Genomic DNA, 17,678 nt, shown 5'->3' with positions numbered 1-17,678 from the left:
TTTATGCAGACGCATCCATTTATAGGGTCGGTCATCAATCGCGTGATGGGGATTACTCTGTCGGTTGTGGCCTGGATGATGTGTTCATGGCTCCTGTTCTGTTATGGAGGAGAGGAGATATGGATAGCCTGCCTGGATGGATTGGTCTCTGTCGGATTATTGGCTGCCGCCGGTTTCCTGTACGGATATATTGACGGGACTATTCATGCTCTGCAAATACAGGTTGCATTGGCGGTATTGGTTCAGGCGATCAGTCTGGCAGGGGCTTTCGAGCTACAGGTGCTTTTGGAACGAGGAAATGCCGGTGATTTTATGGATAGTGTTTCCCTCCGTCTGGTCTTTGGCATATTATGCTGGATCATCCTGTTGCAATGGTATCGGATGAACCGGACGGATGAATCGGATTTTGAGGAGATATCCGGAACTGAGACGGATAAGGGACAAGAAGAAGCGGTTCCCGCTGGTGAAACTTTTCTGGATCGCGTATCGGTAAAAGACGGTTCCCGCATTCATATCATCCATCTCGAGGAACTGTTATATCTGCAAGCCGGAGGCGATTATGTGACGATTTTTACTCCGGGTGGCCAGTATGTGAAGGAGCAGACGATGAAATATTTTGAGACACATCTTCCACCTGCTCTGTTTGTGCGGATTCACCGTTCTTGCATTGTCAATACCGAACAGATTTTACGAGTGGAGCTATTCGGAAAAGAAAATTATCAGGTCCGTTTGAAAAACGGAGTTTGTTTGCGGGCAAGCAATGCCGGTTATAAGCTCCTGAAAGAGCGTCTTTCTCTTTAAGAAAGAGGAATTAAAATGTTAATTTTAGTAGAATTTGATACCATTGTGTAAAGTTTTGCCCTTTGTAACACTTTTTATTGCAAAGCTCTTCCGGACTTAACATATATTGTCTGTAAAAGGCTTGACAAACGGTCTTGACGCATGTATCTTTGCATTGTGGTTTTTTCATAATAGTATTAGATTTAAGGTTAACAAAGTTGGTTAGGGGTTGTCGTGAGACAGCCTTTAATTGTTTATAGAGGGGAGCTTTTCCCCTTTTTTATTTTTCATATGACGGATCTTGTTATGTTTTGGCTTCACCTTGTCCTTTCACTCTTTGATTATCAAAGTGTACAAGGGTGAAGGTGAACATCGGGACTGCCTTCACCTTAAAAATTTGCTTTCACCCAGTGTCTCGTCCTGAAATAGGTTGACTATGCGCCCCCTTCTGTCTCTTATCCGAAGCAACCTATTTAAGTGAAAAATAAAGAGATTATGAATGTGTATAATGGTTTAATATATAGTCATTTAATGTTTGTCTTATATCCTTCTATCTTATCGACCTAAGTCGAAAACCTTTTTGCCCATTGTCGAAAAGGTATTCGACTTAGGTCAAAAGCTCTATGGCATTATAGTTTGGCGATAGAAGCATGGCAGTTGTAGCTTTATAACACACTTTCCGTACTCGGTTTACTTTTTCCGGTGAAGGCGGTTGGCAGATTATGGCGAAAAAACAAACAGATAGTGTGTAGTCAACCTTCGTTTGTTTAAAAAGAACGTGTATCTTTATCTTCAAATAACTGGAATGTGATGGAATTACGAACAGAGAATGTGACGCGTTATATCATGCCTCTTCGGGAAGGCGGATCGTTGCCGGCATTGGCGGAAGCTGATGACGAGTTTAAATATGTCGTGAAGTTCCGTGGGGCAGGCCATGGGACGAAAGCGTTGATAGCCGAGCTGATTGGCGGTGAGATAGCCCGTGCACTTGGTTTCCGGGTTCCCGAGCTGGTCTTCCTGAATTTGGACGAGGCTTTCGGGCGTACCGAAGGTGATGAGGAAATCCAGGATCTGCTGCAAGGCAGCCGGGGATTGAACCTCGGGCTGCATTTTCTGTCGGGGGCTCTAACCTTCGACCCGGCAGTGACGAAGGTCGGGGCTGAGTTGGCGTCCCGTATCGTGTGGCTGGATGCGTTTCTGACCAATGTAGACCGTACATTCCGGAATACCAATATGCTGATGTGGCATAAGGAACTGTGGCTGATCGATCATGGCGCTTCGCTTTATTTCCATTATTCATGGGTGAACTGGCAAAAGCATGCCGTAAGTCCGTTCGTGCAGATCAAAGATCATGTGCTGCTACCCGAAGCTTCCGGGTTGGAAGAGGCGGATGCCGAGATGAAACGCCTGCTGACGGAGGAGAAGATCCGGGAGATCGTGGCTCTGATTCCCGACGACTGGTTGTATTGGAGTGAAAGTCCCGGTAGGCCGCAAGAGATAAGAGAGATTTATATCCGGTTCTTATGTGAGAGACTGGCACATTCCGAAACATTTATAAAAGAAGCACAAGATGCAAGGAAAGCACTTATATGAATATGCCGTTATCCGTTTGGTCCCCAAAGTAGAACGTGAGGAGTTCTTTAATGTGGGAATTATTCTGTTCTCGAAAAGAGCGAAGTACATCAAGGCGCTTTATAAGGTAGACGAGGACAAGTTGAATCTATTTTCTTCCGAGTTGGACCGTGAATCGTTGTTTGCCAATCTGCATGTTTTCGATAAAATCTGTTCCGGCACGAAAGAGGGCGGCCCTATCGCTGCTCTGGACATCCCGGAACGGTTTCGGTGGCTGACAGCAGTGCGGAGTGCATCTATCCAGACTTCACGTCCGCATCCGGGTTTCTCCGACGATTTGGACCAGACGTTGGAGATACTGTTCAGGGAATTGGTTCTGTAACGATATTGTAATTGATAGTAAACAGCGATTTAATACTCCGGTTGTTCCTTTGCAGCGGTTTTAATTAGGTGAAAATATATTTGTTTTAACGCAAAAAGAACAAACATGGAGATTAAGAGTAGAGTGACCCGGTTTGCGGGTTTACTATGTATCGCAGGTGCATTACAGGGATTCCCTGTAATCTATTCCGCCAATCCGGGTGGAATCATAAGCGTAGCCCGGCAGGGCACGTATCATCTGACAGGTACGATTGTGGATGGATACGGAGAACCCGTTATCGGAGCCAATGTAGTGGAAAAAGGAACGACTAACGGGGCGGTGACCGATATTGACGGGAAGTTTTCGCTGGAGGTAGCCCCTGACGCTGTGTTAACCATCTCTTTTATCGGATATATCTCGAAAGAAATCACACTGAAAGGAGAGAAAGAGCTGAAAGTGGCCTTGGTGGAAGATACGCAGACGCTGGACGAAGTGGTCGTAGTCGGTTATGGCACACAGAAGAAAGTGAACCTGACCGGAGCCGTCGAACAGGTGACCAGCGAAGTGTTTGACAATCGTTCCGTTCCCAATGTGACACAAGCCCTGCAAGGTTCGATCCCCAACTTGAACATCCAGTTGACTGACGGTAAGCCGACCCGTTCGGCGAGTTATAATGTCCGCGGTACGACTTCGATCGGGCAGGGTGGTAGCGCACTGATCCTGATCGACGGTGTGGAAGGTGATCCCTCGATGTTGAACCCGAACGATATCGCCAGCGTGTCTGTCTTGAAAGATGCCGCTTCGGCTGCCATCTATGGGGCGCGCGGTACTTTCGGGGTCGTACTGATCACCACGAAAGAGCCGACTAAGGACAAGACTTCCATTACCTATTCAGGAAATTTCGCCATGCAGAAGCCGGTGACGGTTCCCGACTTCGTGACCGACGGATATGAATATGCCAGTCATTTCTATGAAGCCTATCATGCGTGGAACAACTATTCGGCCGACCCTAAGAACATCAACAAGACGCAGGAATTCTCCCTCGGCTGGCTGGAAGACTTCAAAAGACGGAAGGAGCAGGGCATAACTGACGAGGTGACGGTCGATGCTACCGGCAAATATGTCTACTACGGCAACGAAGACTATTACGACGCCCTGTACAAGAAAACGACTTTCGCGCAGGACCATAATTTGTCGGTGACCGGTAACAATGGGAAACTGTTCTATGGCTACGACGGTTTGTTCCGCTATAATACCGACAATTATAAGATGATGAACCTGCGTGCGAAAGGTTCCGTACAGGTGTTCGACTGGCTGAAGATCGAGAACAATATGGATTTTTCCAATATGGATTACCATAACCCGATCAATGTCGGCGAAGGCGGCTCCATCTGGCGTAACATTTCCGATGAAGGTCATCCGACCTCGCCTATCTTCAACCCCGACGGCAGCCTGACTTTCTCGGCCGCTTATTCGGTCGGTGACTTTATCTATGGCAAGAACGGTATCGATACCAATAACAAGGTGTTGAAGAATACGACCGGCTTTACTGCTTCTTTTCTGGAAAACAAATTGCACGTACGGGGCGACTTCACGTTCCGCAATACGGACGAGGGACAGACGCAACGCCGCGTACCGGTTCCTTATAGCACTCACGAAGGGCAGATTGTCGAACTGAGTACCAAATACAATGACTTGAAGGAGAGTAATATGCGGACCGAGTATATTGCGACCAACCTGTATGCCGATTATGAGGATACATTCGGTGATGCGCATTATTTCAAAGGTATGGTCGGTTACAATTATGAACAGTCAACTTATAAGAGCACATATGTGCAGCGTAACGGGTTGCTGCTCGACGATTCGGAAAACATCAACTTGGCGCTGGGAGATGCGATCACTACGTCGGGAGGTTATAACAGATGGCGCGTGGCAGGTGGCTTTTTCCGTCTGAACTATGCGTTCAAGGATCGCTATCTGTTGGAAGTGAATGGACGCTATGACGGTTCTTCCAAATTCCCGACCGATCAGCAATGGGCGTTCTTCCCTTCTGTCTCCGGTGGATGGCGCGTGTCGGAAGAGGCGTTCTGGAAGGTGAACCCGGATTTGTTCTCCAATCTGAAAATACGTGCTTCATACGGTTCGTTAGGGAATGGTAATGTTTCTCCCTATAGCTTCCTCGAGTTGTTGAGCATCAGCACTTCCGGTCGTGTCCTGAACGGTTTGAAGAACAAGTATACGAGTGCTCCTGCCGTCATGCCTGACGGACTGACCTGGGAAACGGCAACGACGACCGATGTCGGACTGGACTTCGGCATGTTGAACAACCGCTTGCAATTTAACGGTGACTATTACATCCGTAAGACAACGGATATGTACACGGTCGGCGAAACGCTTCCCGATGTGTTCGGCGCCTCTTCTCCCAAAGGCAACTATGCCGACATGACGACCAAGGGATGGGAAATCACGCTGACTTGGCGCGACCAGTTCACATTGGCGGAGAAACCGTTCAACTACGAGATCCGTGGAACGCTATCCGACTATATCTCGACCATCGACCGCTATAACAACCAGACGGGTAACCTGGATGACTACTATGCTGGCAAGCGTGTAGGTGAAATCTGGGGATATGTGACTGAAGGGCTGTTCAAGGATCAGGCTGATATTGACAGCCATGCCGACCAGACACTGATCCAGTCTTCATCCAAGCGCATCACCTATCCGGGAGATGTGAAGATCAAGGACCTGAACGGTGACCATGTGATCGACTACGGCAATAATACCGTGGACGACCACGGTGACAAGACCGTGATCGGAAATGCGTTGCCTCGCTATGCGTATAGCATCAACCTTTCCGGTGACTGGAACAACTTCTTCCTTTCCGCCTTCTTCCAGGGTGTGGGAAAACAGGATTGGTATCCCAGTTCGGAATGTATTTTCTGGGGACAGTATAACCGCCCGTATAACAACATGCCTACTTGGCATCAGGGCAACTATTGGACAGAAGACAATACGGATGCTTATCTGCCCCGTTATGCCGGCTACAATGCTTCCCTGAAGTCTACACCGCAGACCCGCTACTTGCAGAATGTCGCTTATATCCGTCTGAAGAACCTGCAATTCGGCTACACCTTGCCACAGCCGATCGTTTCGAAAGCCAAATTGCAGAATGTACGGGTTTATATTTCGGCCGAGAATCTCTGGTGCTGGTCCCCGCTCTACAAGCATACGCGTGACCTCGACGTGACGAACATCTACGGTTCCGATCCCGACCTGACGGATGCCGATATGTCGTCCGGACTGAACGGGAACCGTGGTAGCGGTGACGGGAACAGCTATCCGCAGATGAAGAGTGTGAGTTTAGGTTTATCAGTAACATTTTAATTAAAGAACTATCAACGACATGAAACGGATTATATATTCTTTTGTATCAGTCTGTTTACTCCTTTCCTCCTGCTCAATGGACGAGACACCGCAGGCTTCGGTGGACAAAGACACAGTCTTCAGGACGGAGAAAGGGCTGGAAACATATTCCTATTCTTTCTATAATATGCTCCCTTCCGTCAGTGACGGTTTCAGGCAGGATGCCATGTGCGATTATGGAGCGGTGACCAGCTTCGACAACTTTATCCGCGAAGGGGCTTACTCGGCCGAGTTGAGCAGCGGGTGGTCGTGGAGCGATCTGCGCAACATCAACTACTTTATTGAGAACTGTACGAACGAGGCGGTCGATGAATCTGTCCGTAACAACTATATCGGCTTGGCCCGCTTTTTCCGCGCTTACTTCTATTACGAGATGGTAGTACGTTTCGGCGATGTGCCTTGGATAGACCGTACGTTAGGTGTGGACGACGAGTTGCTGTATGCTCCCCGCGATTCGCGGACTATCGTCATGGATCATGTGTTGGAAGACCTGGACTTCGCTTGTGAGAATATCTCGCGGACGAAGGACGAAACCGGTTCTCTGGTGACGAAATGGGTGGCTTATGCGTTGAAATCCCGTATCTGCCTCTTCGAAGCTTCTTTTCGCAAGTATCATACGGAGTTGGGATTGACCGACTCGGCCGACGAATGGTATCAGGAGGCTGTCCGTGCTGCCGAAACGGTTATGAAGGAAAGCGGCCATTCTATTTATACGGGTGAGGGTACGGATGCTTCTTTCCGCTCGCTGTTCATCAGTGATAAGCCGGTAACTAGTGAAGTGATGCTGGCGAGCTGCGCCGATGCCGGGCTGGCTGTGTTGGGCGAAGCTAACTGGTGGTGGACTTCAGGCACGTACGGAGCGCGTTTCAGTATGATCCGTACCTTTGTCAATACTTTCCTGAATACGGATGGGACACCGTTTACGGATCGTGCCGGTTACGAGACGATGGAGTTCTATGACGAATGCCAGAACCGTGACGCACGCCTTGCCCAGACGATCCGCACACCGGGGTATGAACGCGACGGGGTGCCTGCCGCTCCTAACTTCAACGGTTATTCCTATACGGGCTACCAACCGATCAAATATACGTTGGATGATACCAAATACGATGCCGGTGCTTTGAATACGAATGCGATTCCGTTGTTCCGTTATGCCGAAGTCCTGCTGAACTATGCCGAGGCAAAAGCCGAGTTGGGGACGCTGACGGATGCGGATTGGGCGAATACGGTCGGTGTGCTGCGTGCACGCGCCGGTATCACCGGCGGTCTTTCTGCCAAGCCAACCAAGGTGGATGCTTATTTCCAGCAAAACTATTTCCCGAATATTTCCGATCCGGTCATCCTCGAAGTGCGTCGTGAGCGTTCCGTCGAACTGGCTCTGGAGGGTTTCCGCTTCACCGACCTGAAGCGTTGGAAACGCGGTGAGCTGATGACGATGCGTTGGACTGGTATATATGTTCCCGCCTTGAATGTCCAGATGGACCTCGACAAAGACGGTACGCCGGACGTGATCTTCTATAAGGGAGAGAAGCCGACCGGTCTGCCTGCTTCCTGTACGCCTGTTTCAGTAGGAGAGGGCACGCAGCAGGGATTGACCGGGGCGGATTCGGGTAACCTGACTTGGTCGGACGATGATCCGCGTATCTGGTACGACGATGGTCGCCAGTATTACTACCCGATCCCTCAGTCGGCAATCATCAAAAATGGAAACCTGAAACAGAATCCGGGTTGGTAAATGTGTAATCGATAAATGATAAGGATATGAAAAAGACGGTAAGTGTATTTGTTTCGGTCCTCCTGCTGGCAGCTTTGCTCCAGTCATGGGCCATGAAAGAATCCCATCCGGCCACAGGCGGGAGGAGCGAACTGAACGTGGCGACTTTCAACCTCCGTATGGATACGGAAAAAGATGGTGTGAATGCCTGGCCGAACCGCAAAGAGATGGTGAAAGGACTGATCCGTTTCCACGATTTCGATATCTTCGGGACACAGGAAGGGTTCAAGCACATGTTGGACGGGATTGCCGAGTTGGATGGGTATGCCTATATCGGTGCCGGGCGCGATGACGGCGAGGATGCGGGCGAACATTCAGCTATCTTCTATAAGACCAGTCGTTTCGATTTGTTGGACAAGGGGAATTTCTGGTTTTCCGAAACACCGGATGTTCCGAGCAAGGGCTGGGATGCTACTTGCTGCAACCGTATTTGTTCCTGGGGTAAGTTTCGCGATAAGGAGAGTGGCAAGGTGTTCTATTTTTTCAATTCCCATTACGACCATCAGGGGAAGGTAGCACGCCGGGAATCCTCCAAACTGCTGATCGCTCGTATCAAGCAGATTGCCGGAACGGATGCGACGGTCTTTGCGACGGGAGACTTCAATGCCGTTCCGACCGATGAACCGATGGTGACGCTAGCATCCGACGGTCTGTTGCTGGACTCGTATGACCTGAGCGAGCAGCCGCGTTATGGTACGGAAGGTACTTACAACAGCTTCAAAACGGATTCCGAGATGATGAACCGCATCGATTATATCTGGGTGACGAAGGGGACGAAGGTGGAAAAGTATGCTGTTCTCAACGATATGCAGTACGGTCGTTTCCCGTCGGATCATTTTCCCGTGATGATACAAGTCACGTTTTAAAGTTTATTTGAATGACAGGTACGGTGTGAGCCGTTTCTTGTCCGTATCTGTAAATTCTTCTATCAGTTGCAGGTTCTCCCATCCGGAGAGCCTGCTTTTTTGTTTCCGGAGCTGTTCGATCGCTTTTGCCTGTCGGTAGTCGAGGTAAGGGTGTTTGCGGAGAGCGGCGGCGGGTAAGGCGTTGACCTCTAACCGGCGTACATGGAGCGTGTCGGCAATGAACCAGGGGGCGAGGGCTTGGTAGCGTTCTTCATCGATCCCATACACTTCCGCCAACTGGCTGACATCGTAGAAGCCCCCTAAGAGTTCTCTGTATTTCATGATCCGCCGAGCGAAGGTGCTGCCGATGCCAGGGACTTTTTTCAGGATCGTGGTGTCGGCGGTGTTGAGTTCGACGAGGGTTCCCGGCGCGTACTTTTCCGTTCGAGTGTATAGGGTATATCCTTTCCTCTTCTTGCCTGTAGGGTAGGAGTTGTTACCTGTAAGGGTAGGACTTTTATCTTTAAGGGTATTCTTGGTTTTATTCGGATGAGGTCCGGATTCTTTCCGGATGAAATTTTTTCCCCCTTCGGATGTATTTTTTCCGGTGATGATCCGTCTTTCGCCCGGTGCTTGTCGGTTTTCCGTTCGATGGGCATCTGTCTGCGCTTCGATAGGCATCCGTTTCGTGTCTGTCCAAAGCAATAAGATCCAGGAAATAGTGATGAGGCAAAGGAGTAAAGCCAGTGCTCTCCGTTCGCCTTTGGAGAAGTAGAGAAGGTCGCGCCAGTTCATGGTAAGAAAGTATTTTTTCGAATGGTTTTGGTCTCCATAAGACAGTTATTATTAAATGAATACTATTTTACAAAGGTATAAGTTCCCTACCGATATGCAAGGAACTTACGGGTTTATTTTAAAATAGTTTCTTCAACTGGTCAAGCAGGCCGAGTTCGTTCAGGAATACGATGCCGATGGCGATCGGGGAAACGTATTTCATGAAGAAGACATAAATGGAGAAGAGACGGAACTTGATCGTCCCTTCGTTGGTCAGCTCGGCTTTCAGGATTTTCTTGTCGACACGTGTCCCGACGAAGATGCAGGTCAGCATTCCTCCTAACGGCAGCATGATCTTGGCCGTCAGGTAATCCAGTGCATCGAAAAAGATCAGTCCGCCTATCGTGAACTCTTTTAATAATCCGAACGAGAGTGAACTGAGAATGCCTAAGATGAATACACCGATCGAAACGAGCCAAGCCGCTCTTTTCCTTGTCATACGGAACTCTTCATGGATATAGGCGGTCACCACTTCATGCAAGGAAATGGTAGAAGTCAGTGCCGCCATCGCCAGCAAGATATAGAAAATAAGCGACCACAAGCTGCTGAACGGTAACTGCTCGAATACATTGGGCAAAGTGATGAATACCAGTTGGGCGCCTGCCGATGGGGCAATCCCGAAGCTGAAGACTGCCGGGAAGATCATGATCCCTGCCAGGACTGCCACAAAAGTATTGATGATCGTCACCTGCCAAGCTGTTGCCAACATGTTGGTGTCTTTCCCGAAATAAGAAGAGTAGGTGATAAGGCAACCCATGCCGAGACTCAGCGAAAAGAACGCCTGCCCGACGGCACTCAGTACAACGGATGAAGTCAGCTTGCTGAAATCCGGTTTGAACAGGTACACCAGTCCCGCTTCTGCATTTGGCAGCGTGACGGAGCGTACACACATCACGACCAGGATAAAGAACAGGAGTGGCATCATGATCTTGGAGGCCCGTTCGATACCTTTTTCCACACCTGAGGCAATCACGAAATGCGTCAGTCCGATAAAGACTGCTGTCCAGAAGATCGGCCGGAGTGCATTGGAAGAGAAGTTGTCGAAGCCGGCGGTAAAGTCCACACCCGGCGTACTGTAGAGGCTACCGTTTACTGTCTGCCAGACGTATTCGAGTGTCCAGCCGGAAACGACCGCATAGAAGCCCAGGATCAGGAAAGCGGCCAGGATGCCGTTGTATCCGATCCAGCACCATTTCGTCCCGGGGGCCATTTTCTTGAACGAACCGACCGTATTGCTGCGGGAGTAGCGGCCGATAAAGAATTCGGTTACCATTACCGGAATTCCTAAGAATATCATGAAGAGAATATAGATAAGCAAGAATGCGGCACCGCCGTTCGTCCCTAACATATAAGGAAAACGCCAAATACTTCCCAGTCCTACGGCGCATCCTACGGTAGCTAGGATAACTCCGAGTTTACTACCGAATGTGACTCTGTTGTCCACCATGTTTGAATGAATAATTAAGAATTAAAAATTAAGAAATAATTGCCCTCTTTTCACTTTTAACTTTCCCCTTTCAACTCTTGAACCGTTCCGTCTTTGATATGGATCACGCGGTCTGTATCGGTTGCCAGTTGCTCGTCGTGTGTGACGATGACGAATGTCTGGTGCATCTGGTTGCGCAAGTCGAAGAAGAGCTTGTGCAGCTCTTCCTTGTTCTTGGTATCCAGGCTTCCTGATGGTTCGTCTGCGAGGATTACGGACGGGTTGTTGATGAGGGCGCGGGCAACGGCTACGCGCTGTTTCTCTCCGCCTGACAGTTCGTTCGGTTTGTGGGACATCCGATCGGTCAGGTTCATGAAGTCAAGAATCTCCTTCGCCCTTTTCTCGGCTACAGCCGGTTTTTCACGGGCGATCAGTGCCGGGATCATCACGTTCTCCAAAGCTGTGAACTCCGGGAGAAGCTGATGGAACTGGAAAACGAAGCCGATGTTCCGGTTGCGGAATGCCGCCAGTTTTTCTTCCGAAAGGCGGACGGTTTCGGTCCCGTTTATATATAGTTTGCCGCTGTCCGGAGCATCGAGTGTCCCGATGATCTGAAGCAGGGTTGTTTTTCCCGCCCCGCTCGGACCGACAATCGCTACGATCTCACCTTCGCCTATCGTCAAGTCGATTCCTTTCAATACTTGCAGGGAGCCGAAGCTTTTGGTTATTCCTTCTGTTTGTATCATATCAGTTGAAAGTTGAAAGTTGAAAGTTGAAAGTTGTATAAGGAAAAGAATAACTTCTCATTTTCAACTTTCAACTTTCAACTGGTTAATAACATATGAGGCTAAGTAGCATCCGAATATTGCCGGCATATAGGAAACGGTTCCGGTCGTTGTCCGTTTGCATTGTTCGCCTTCCACTTCTACGACGGCATCAGGATTGGCTATCTCGGTAGAGAAGACAACCGGAATCCCTTTGTTGACGCCCAGACCGCGCAGTCGTTTGCGTACGGCTTTTGCCAATGCGCAGTTGCAGGTCTTCGAGATATCCGCGATCCTGACTTGTGACGGGTCTATCTTGGCTCCGGCACCCATTGAGGAAACGACAGGGATATTTCTCTGATAAGCGTGATACAAGAGGAATACTTTCGGACTGAGGGAATCGATCGCGTCGACGACAAAATCGTACCGGGTCGCCGAAAGTACCTCTTCCGTCCGTTCGTCGCGCAAAAATTCGTTCAGGACGCCTAGTTTCAGACGGGGATTGATATCTAACAGGCGACGGGTTACGACTTCAGCTTTCGGCATCCCCAACGTCGAATGTAACGCCGGCAGTTGGCGGTTGATATTGCTTTCGTTCACCGTATCGGCGTCGACGATCGTCATGTGGCCGATTCCGGCGCGGCATATCTGTTCGGCTGCATAAGCTCCCACACCTCCTAGTCCCACTACCAGCACATGGCTATGTGCCAGCCGCTCCATCCGGTCGGCGCCTAACAAAAGTTCCGTCCGTGTGTTCCAATTGTAACTCATTAAAATGATTTTGGATGCAAAAGTAATAAATCAATCAGAAATGCCCTGCTATTTAGCCATCTTTTAACGAAAAAGGGGCGATACACTCCGATTGTGAGAGATAAGGAATAATTCGTATCTTTGTCCGCAATAAATTCAAATACTTATGAAGATACAACTCTATTGGCTGCTTTTGGCAGCTTTATTGTTATTGCCTGGAAAAGCAGACGCCGCAAATAACAAGAAACCGTTTGTCATCCCTGAATTGCAGGAATGGAGAGGAGCTCAGGGGATGTTCACTCCTACGGCTACATCCCGGATCGTGTATACCGGAAAAGATCCGTCTGTAGCCCGTGTTGCCAATCAGTTTGCCGAAGACTACGAGCTGATGTTCGGCCGTCGGATGCAGGTCGTGCAAGGTCGTGCGGCTGCCGGCGATTTTGTGTTCTCCCTCTCGTCCGACAGCCGGTTGGGAGAGGAAGGCTACACGATGAAGATCACTGACCGCGTCACCGTTACTGCTCCTAAGAGCAAGGGGCTGTATTGGGCTACCCGCACGTTGCTACAACTGACCGAACAGCAGGGTAATCAGGCTTTGCCGAAAGGGGCAGCCCGTGATTATCCCGACTATGCGATCCGTGGTTTTATGATGGATTGCGGGCGTAAATTTATTCCAATGAGCATGTTACGTGATTATGTGAAGATGATGGCCTACTATAAGATGAACACATTCCAGATCCACTTGAACGATAATGCTTTCAAGCAATATTACAATCACGACTGGAGCAAGACCTATTCGGCTTTCCGCCTCGAATGCGAAACTTTTCCCGGACTGACCGCCCGCGATGGCTATTATACAAAAAAGGAGTTTATCGCCCTGCAACAACTCGCCGATAGCCTGGGTGTGGAGATCATTCCGGAGATAGATGTCCCGGCACATTCGCTTGCTCTTACACAGTATAAGCCGGAGATCGGCAGCGAAGAGTATGGTATGGACCATCTTGACTTGTTCAAACCTGAAACTTATGAGTTCGTGGATGCTCTTTTCCGCGAGTACCTGGAAGGATGTAATCCCGTCTTTACCGGCAAACGTGTCCATATTGGAACGGACGAATATTCCAATAAAAAGCAGGATGTGGTGGAGAAATTCCGTGCTTTCACCGATCACTATATCCGTTTTGTGGAAGGTTTTGGTAAGCAGGCTTGTGTCTGGGGAGCTTTGACGCACGCAAAGGGTGAAACACCTGTAAAATCTGAAAACGTGCTGATGAGCGCTTGGTATAACGGGTATGCCGATCCGAAAGAGATGATCAAACAAGGCTATGACCTGATTAGTATCCCTGACGGGTATCTGTATATCGTTCCCGCAGCAGGCTATTATTATGATTACCTGAATACGGAAATGCTTTATAAAGAATGGACGCCCGCCCATGTAGGGAAAGAAGTGTTTCCCGAAAAGCATAAGCAGATCAAAGGCGGTATGTTTGCTGTCTGGAACGACCATGCGGGTAACGGCATCAGCACGAAGGATATTCACTATCGCGTGTTTCCTGCTATGCAGACGTTGGCTGTCAAGATGTGGACGGGAAAGGATTGTACGGTTCCGTATGCCGACTTTAACAGCACCCGTATGGCGATCAGCGAAGCACCTGGCGTGAACGTGGCCGGACGTATCGGGACGAAGCCGCGTGCCGTCTACAACCTCGAAACTTTGAAGCCGGGAATGGAAACGGGGTTGAAAGAGATTGGTTATCATTATACCGTCTCTTTCGATATCAAAGCGGAGGCGGAGGAAAAAGGAACCGAATTGTTTCGTTCGCCTGATGCTGTCTTTTACCTGTCTGATCCGGCTTCCGGAAAGTTGGGATTTATCCGGGATGGATATCTGAATACCTTCAACTACCAGTTTTATCCAGAAGAGACCGCATCGGTAACCATTACTGGGGATGAGAAATCTACGCGGCTTTACATCGACGGTAAGTTGAAAGAGGATCTGGCTATCCGGAAACAGTATTTCAATGGAGGAAAAGATTCGATGAATTATGTCCGCACATTGGTATTCCCATTGGAAAAAGCGGGAAATTTCAAGAGCTCGATCCGTAATGTGGAAGTGCTGAACTATTGCAAGCCGGAGATGTAGGTTTAACTGGTGACAATTGTGGAATTATAGACGGGGCGTGTGGATTTTTTCTACACGCCCCGTTGTTTTATGGGGTGACTTCTCGCTTTACAAACGCTTTTATAAGTTTGGCATGGCGTTTGTATTTATGTCGATGTAATGAAGTTTAGGTTATAAGAAGATTGTTAGATTAAGGTTTTAAGATTTAAGATTATGAAAAAGATTGTTTTAGCATTAGTCGTTGCAGTTGTTGCATGTGTGGTGGTATTTGCATCTCAGGATGTGAAGTGTAGACAGGCTGCAGTATATTCATCTTTCGAACAGGTTACTCCCGATGGGTTTCGGAGAATAGATATGCAAAACCTCCCACATGCCGTATTACGGACAATGGGAACCTCTTCTTCTTATGAGGGTTGTACTTTTGAAGGAGCTTATATGATGGGGAATCCCGGACATGAAACTTATAAGATCGAGATTTGTAATCCGGACCGGAGCGAGGGGTTTGTGTTGATGAACGGCCGTGGAGAAGTGATCAAGTAAGAAATTATATTGGATGATTATATTGGAAGGAAGTGTGTCGAAATCTATCTATTGTCCTATCAGGGAATAGATGGTTTTGACACATTTCCTTTTAGGTTATTTTATTTTCCGATAAATCATTTCCAAAGCCACTAATCTTGTCGTTTTGCCGGCTTCTATGCCCGGCAGGTCCTTTCCGCTCAGTTTTTTCCAGGCGGTTAGAGTCGCCATATCCACCGGCTCCTGCAAACGTGCAGTCCATTCGGGAAGATAGCCGCGAAGTCCCAGATATTGCACCATGCGGAAGTGAGGACTCGTGTAATCCACATCCTTGAAATACATAAGTGTCGCCTTCTGGTCGACCAGCTTGTCCTGCAGACGGGAGAGGTCGATGTTCTGCACCTTCACCTTTCCGTCAATCGAAAGGGCGGAGGCGATACCAGCGGCCTGTCCCATTGCCATCCAGCAAGGCTCCATGCGCAGGGTGGAAAATCCGATGTGCGAACCCGACACCGGGACGGGCAACAGGAGGTTGCCCACTTCTTTCGGGACCATCACGCCATAGGGGACTGTGTATACTGCCGACGGATAGCTCAGGAAGCCGTCCAGATGCACTCTTCCTTCTTCTCTTTTCCGTACCGCATGCGAATCCAACGCATAATGGCTCGCCGTTATGCTGCTTTGGTGGATGGGCGGGCGGCTACCGATCGTTACCGGAATGGCATCGTTGGCGGTAAAGAAATATGCACCTTCGAAACGACGGCCTTCACGGACGTAGACCTGGCGCGGGAAATGTCCGTTGTCCGCATATTCGTCTTTCGAAAGTCCCCATTCTTTTGCCGCTTTGCGGAAGTGGGCGGGCAGTTCGGGGTCGTTTTGGGCGAACCAGAAAAGGCCTTCGGTGTATTCACGCAGACGTTGGGCGAACTTGTCGCGCCATTCCCACGAAGAGGTGGGCCAGGGCCAGTTCTCCTCAGGCAGGTCGGTCGATACGAACACACCGTGCTGGTTATTGGCGTCCGTCTTCATGTTCGGGACATGGACGATGTTGGTGATCTTGGCGATTCCCCATTTGTCACCCGGAAGTTTGGAGGGGTTGCCGGCCTTGATATGCTTCCGGTTCTCTTCCATCATTTCGGGTGTCACGCGTTGCATGGCGGCATCCGTGTTGCGTCCGGTCCAGACATCCTCCACGATGGAGGCATAGTCTTCGCGGTTATAACGGGCCGGCTTGGTGAAGGCCACGCGGTTCGCCGGATTATTGGTCAGACAGAGGCGGTAATTGTAAGACTGCACGGCATTGTCTTTCTTGAACGTGCTGCCGTCCCCTTCCGGACCGCCCCAATATTTGTAGACACGTCCGGCTCCGGGCTCGCCGAACTCGTCTTTCCCTTCGCGCCCTACGCGGAAAGGAACGCCGGCGGCAGCCCCGAGGTCACCTTCGTAGGTGGCATCCAGGAATACAGAACCGGTGTATTCCTCCATCTCCCCGGTTTCGCGGTTCAGGATGCGGATCTTTTCGATGCGGTTATCGCGCATGACTATGTTTTCATCTTCGGCATCGAACTGACGCATGGTCAGGACCGTGATCTTGTCTTTCTGTCCGTCGAGCATCTTCTGGAAGATGCGTGCTCCGACGGAGGGTTCGAAGTGGTAGCCGTCGCTGCATACTTTCACCTGCTCGGAGCCAGGACCGTAGGTGTCGATATAGTGTTGTTTCACTCCGTCCACAAACTCACGGAACAAGCCGGTCGTTGCGGCACGGGTGGCGATGTCGGTTGCTCCGAGTCCGTTGGCAGGAAGTCCGCCTACATAGCGGGTACGTTCGAGTATCACCGATTTTTTCCCCATCCGGGCAGCCGAGATGGCTGCCATGATCCCTCCGGGGTTGCCGCCGACGATCACCAGGTCGTAGGACGACTGGCCGAAAGCGGTCGCACAAGCCAAAAGGAGGGAGAGTACAAGTGTTTTCTTTCTCATAAAGTGCTATTTACTGTTTAATATTTCTTGGGCATAACGGGCATAGTGGCCTTGCAGACCGTCGGCATACCGTCGGAGCACCTCTTCTCCGATACCGTTCTGGTCGCCGCATAGGTAAAGGGCTCTTGCCAAATGCAACTCCTTCAATGCGAGGTTACGGGTAGACGTGTCGTTGAGGTCGGGGACCGCATTGCTACGTGCTTCGGCAAACGAAAGGATCGAATGGCCCCGTACACCCGGTGTCGTTAGCATGGCCAGCAGTACGGGGACAGCTTCGCGGCTGCCGATTGCTTCGGTGGCCATAGTGATGGCACGGAAGTGGGAAAGATAGTCTTCCGGCTCCAGCTTCTTTGCTTTTTCCAATATGGTGGGAAGGACGGATGTATCGCGGGCGTTTCCCAATGCGGTGATAAGGGCATCCAAGCGGCTGAGGCACATCCCGAATTGTCCCATGCCGGTGTAGTGCCAGCCCTCGTCCCAGTCTTTATATTGCCGGATGGCTTCAGCCAGTACCGGGGCATGTTTCCCTTG

13 protein-coding genes and 1 pseudogene are annotated in these 17,678 nt (G+C 49.8%); 8 read left to right on the top strand and 6 right to left on the bottom strand.

The window, feature by feature from the left end; translation table 11 throughout:
* Positions 1-3: 3 nt before the first annotated feature.
* From BHV83_RS03035 to BHV83_RS03010, 6 genes are all read left to right on the top strand, one after another.
* Positions 4-801 (top strand): LytR/AlgR family response regulator transcription factor, encoded by a 798-nt coding sequence (locus BHV83_RS03035; protein ID WP_122205515.1) that lies wholly within the window; start codon positions 4-6, stop codon positions 799-801.
* A 789-nt stretch (positions 802-1,590) separates the two neighbouring features.
* Positions 1,591-2,373 carry a HipA family kinase gene (locus BHV83_RS03030; protein WP_122205514.1) on the top strand — a complete coding sequence of 261 codons (783 nt, stop codon included), beginning with the start codon at positions 1,591-1,593 and terminating at the stop codon, positions 2,371-2,373.
* Positions 2,351-2,734: a DUF3037 domain-containing protein gene (locus BHV83_RS03025; RefSeq protein ID WP_122205513.1), complete on the top strand. Its 384-nt coding sequence runs from the start codon at positions 2,351-2,353 to the stop codon at positions 2,732-2,734. The genes BHV83_RS03030 and BHV83_RS03025 overlap by 23 nt, the downstream gene beginning before the upstream one ends.
* 105 nt (positions 2,735-2,839) lie before the next feature.
* Positions 2,840-6,097, top strand: coding sequence for a SusC/RagA family TonB-linked outer membrane protein (locus BHV83_RS03020; protein ID WP_286756189.1), 3,258 nt, complete (start codon positions 2,840-2,842; stop codon positions 6,095-6,097).
* A 19-nt stretch (positions 6,098-6,116) separates the two neighbouring features.
* Positions 6,117-7,871: a RagB/SusD family nutrient uptake outer membrane protein gene (locus BHV83_RS03015; protein WP_195434685.1), complete on the top strand. Its 1,755-nt coding sequence runs from the start codon at positions 6,117-6,119 to the stop codon at positions 7,869-7,871.
* A 26-nt stretch (positions 7,872-7,897) separates the two neighbouring features.
* The gene (locus BHV83_RS03010; RefSeq protein WP_286756185.1) at positions 7,898-8,776 is read left to right on the top strand and encodes an endonuclease/exonuclease/phosphatase family protein; all 879 of its coding nucleotides are present in this window, start codon (positions 7,898-7,900) and stop codon (positions 8,774-8,776) included.
* Between the two features lie 3 nt (positions 8,777-8,779).
* Here the strand turns inward: BHV83_RS03010 and BHV83_RS03005 are convergent, their stop codons facing one another.
* The 4 genes from BHV83_RS03005 to BHV83_RS02990 form a co-directional block, all read right to left on the bottom strand.
* Positions 8,780-9,550 (bottom strand): helix-hairpin-helix domain-containing protein, encoded by a 771-nt coding sequence (locus BHV83_RS03005; RefSeq protein ID WP_005645323.1) that lies wholly within the window; start codon positions 9,548-9,550, stop codon positions 8,780-8,782.
* 118 nt (positions 9,551-9,668) lie between these two features.
* Positions 9,669-11,036, bottom strand: a complete 1,368-nt coding sequence (locus BHV83_RS03000) for a sodium-dependent transporter (protein WP_005645325.1) — start codon at positions 11,034-11,036, stop codon at positions 9,669-9,671.
* A 56-nt stretch (positions 11,037-11,092) separates the two neighbouring features.
* Positions 11,093-11,761 (bottom strand): ABC transporter ATP-binding protein, encoded by a 669-nt coding sequence (locus BHV83_RS02995; RefSeq protein ID WP_122205509.1) that lies wholly within the window; start codon positions 11,759-11,761, stop codon positions 11,093-11,095.
* A 63-nt stretch (positions 11,762-11,824) separates the two neighbouring features.
* Positions 11,825-12,550 carry a tRNA threonylcarbamoyladenosine dehydratase gene (locus tag BHV83_RS02990; protein ID WP_122205508.1) on the bottom strand — a complete coding sequence of 242 codons (726 nt, stop codon included), beginning with the start codon at positions 12,548-12,550 and terminating at the stop codon, positions 11,825-11,827.
* Positions 12,551-12,695: 145 nt separating this feature from the next.
* On the opposite strand from BHV83_RS02990, the gene BHV83_RS02985 reads away from it, so the two are divergent.
* Positions 12,696-14,669 (top strand): beta-N-acetylhexosaminidase, encoded by a 1,974-nt coding sequence (locus BHV83_RS02985; RefSeq protein ID WP_122205507.1) that lies wholly within the window; start codon positions 12,696-12,698, stop codon positions 14,667-14,669.
* A 192-nt stretch (positions 14,670-14,861) separates the two neighbouring features.
* Complete coding sequence (locus BHV83_RS02980) at positions 14,862-15,188, top strand: hypothetical protein (RefSeq protein ID WP_005645329.1); 327 nt, start codon at positions 14,862-14,864, stop codon at positions 15,186-15,188.
* Positions 15,189-15,284: 96 nt separating this feature from the next.
* On the opposite strand, the gene BHV83_RS02975 is transcribed toward BHV83_RS02980, so the two are convergent.
* Both BHV83_RS02975 and BHV83_RS02970 read right to left on the bottom strand, forming a co-directional pair.
* Positions 15,285-17,147, bottom strand: coding sequence for an FAD-dependent oxidoreductase (locus tag BHV83_RS02975; RefSeq protein WP_005639854.1), 1,863 nt, complete (start codon positions 17,145-17,147; stop codon positions 15,285-15,287).
* 6 nt (positions 17,148-17,153) lie between these two features.
* Positions 17,154-17,678 (bottom strand): annotated as a pseudogene (locus tag BHV83_RS02970) (FAD-dependent oxidoreductase); the annotation flags it as partial.

This window comes from Parabacteroides sp. merdae-related_45_40 (assembly GCF_001915675.1).
The sequence above is the reverse complement of the archived record's forward strand: the minus strand, read 5'-3'. Positions and strand labels throughout refer to the sequence as shown.